This is a genomic window from Chitinophaga sp., assembly GCF_036566945.1.
In the GTDB taxonomy this organism is placed as follows: domain Bacteria; phylum Bacteroidota; class Bacteroidia; order Chitinophagales; family Chitinophagaceae; genus Chitinophaga.
Genome location: NZ_DATCVJ010000498.1, coordinates 1 through 2,013 on the forward strand (window position 1 = coordinate 1; position 2,013 = coordinate 2,013).

Annotated in this window: 2 protein-coding genes; one reads left to right on the forward strand and one right to left on the reverse strand. The window is 37.6% G+C overall.

From position 1 onward, the window contains the following. Window positions 1–820: 820 nt before the first annotated feature. Window positions 821–1,063: a hypothetical protein gene (locus tag VIP81_RS15215; protein ID WP_331962305.1), complete on the forward strand. Its 243-nt coding sequence runs from the start codon at window positions 821–823 to the stop codon at window positions 1,061–1,063. 219 nt (window positions 1,064–1,282) lie between these two features. Here the strand turns inward: VIP81_RS15215 and VIP81_RS15220 are convergent. Beyond that, window positions 1,283–2,013, reverse strand: a 731-nt coding sequence (locus tag VIP81_RS15220) for a hypothetical protein (protein WP_331962308.1), incomplete at its 5' end; no start/stop codon positions are given.

Consider the following 2,013-nt stretch of genomic DNA (forward strand, 5'->3'; position numbering starts at 1 on the left):
CTTTAACCCTAATTATTTAAAAAGCACTATCTTTGTTATTGAAAAGCATTTAAGATTTAGATGCAAAGTTAATTAACTTATTGATTTACAATATATTATTTGATGTTAAATAATTCATGTTAAAATAACTAGCTTTGCGACCTTAACTTATTAATCGCATTGCAATTTTTCGTTCTGGTGAGCTTGGCCGCGCCCAGAACAGAAACAGCAATGCTCATGTTGCTACTGGTTCGCCAGTATAGGCGCATGGGCTTGCTTGTTTAGTATCCGTGCGCGGCCAAGCTCAACGGAGAAAAGCAAGTGAGTACCGCGCCTTTTTTATTTATAAAACGGCCCTCCACTTATTCTCCAAACTTCTCAACCCTTCAGAGGATCATCACTTTCATAAATATATGGAAGTGGTTATCTATGCGTCTATCAGATAATCAAGAATAAATCACCATCTAAAAATATCCGTTATGACAAACAAAAAAGATACCTCACAAAAGAACAAGAACAGAGAAACAAACCAGCATCTACTTACCAATCCGGGCAATATGCTTTTTGACCTACACACGATGTTAACAGACTTGCCGGTTCGTTTCAGGGAACAAATTACGAAGGAGTGCGGCTTGTCAACTCCCACATACTACAGATACATGCGTCCGTCAGTCAGAATAGTCAACGGTGAAAAAAAACATGTTATTCAAAGCTTTTCGAATGCCGAAAAAAATATGATCCGGAAGGTTTACGACGAACTATTTAAGTATTTCTCGGACTACCACTCGGCCTTTATGAAGTCAGAATAACAGTCTTGCATTAGGATTAAATTACTGTTCTTATGAAGGGGAAATTGTCTATTAAAAAGCATATCAGTTCAGAATTTTTAGACGTCGTAAACGATTTACATTCTGAATATAGCGTAGCCGATGTTATTGATAACATCTGGCTTTTATATGCCAATCTCATTAAAGATAAGACGGTTGATCGAGAGGTTTTGCAAGACATGCTATCGTTTTGTGTGCTTCAACAACGGCTGATAACAGCAATTTATCTCTATCCTTTACCTGATCCAGAGACATGAAAAAATCCAGGAGTCGGGCAGCTTCCCTTGATTAAAAACCGCAGTAAGTCCACTGCTTAATCTGTTTTTAATTTTGTTGGAACACTTATGTAACAACGGGCAGAAGTCCTTCTGCCTGTTCTTTTTCTTTAAGTTTTTAGTATAAGCATTGGGAAAATCAGATAAGGGGGAATTCTTTCTCCCTTAATTAATTTTTAGAAACAATACCCCCTGTATAAGTCAGCTTGCATCCTTTCTCAATTTAATAAGCCATTTATTAATTTGATTAACAGTTTCAGCCGAATCCTTATCGGGATAATACTTTTTCATAAATTCAATAAACCCGACAGTAGTTTTTTCATCCTCCCATTCCATCACGGTAAGACTCAGCATTGGCCATTTTTTGGTTTGCTCCATGAACCGGTACAGTGGGAAATATGGCGGGGCATAGTAAAAGGAATTATCAACCAGTTCGTCATATAAAGGACGATTGAACGCCCTTTTCATGTCGCGTACTACTTCAGACGCAATGCGAAATCTGCTGCCTTGTTGAACAGTCGTGGCTAATGCTGGCATTCCCTTGTCCTGAAAGAAAGTAAACATATAATCTATAAATCCCTCTTCGGTTACATCGCATAGGTCTTTGCTGTAAAAGGCGTACTCCTGCTTAAACAGGTCCAGTGAGAAATCCGGCAGGTTTTTATCAATGATGAAATCAATTAACTCGTTCTCTTTTTCAATAATAGCCTCAATAGATGGGCCACCGCTTATTCCCGCAACAGATAAAAAATACCTGGGCTTTGAAAACAATTCAAAGTAATAGCTTTTAAAAAAGATCGTTTTTCTGTCAAAGGTTACCTGTACATATAGTGGATAGGTTGACTTCCCGTGAAAGTATACCTCTTTAAGCCGCTCATTAAAATATGTTTTATAGCTAACCTTGTAGGTTTTAGTCATTTTTAGTCGTTTTG

What these genes read in the sequence shown, in the direction of transcription:
- VIP81_RS15215 (WP_331962305.1), top strand. Translation starts at nt 821, where the DNA reads ATGAAGGGGAAATTGTCTATTAAAAAGCATATCAGTTCAGAATTTTTA.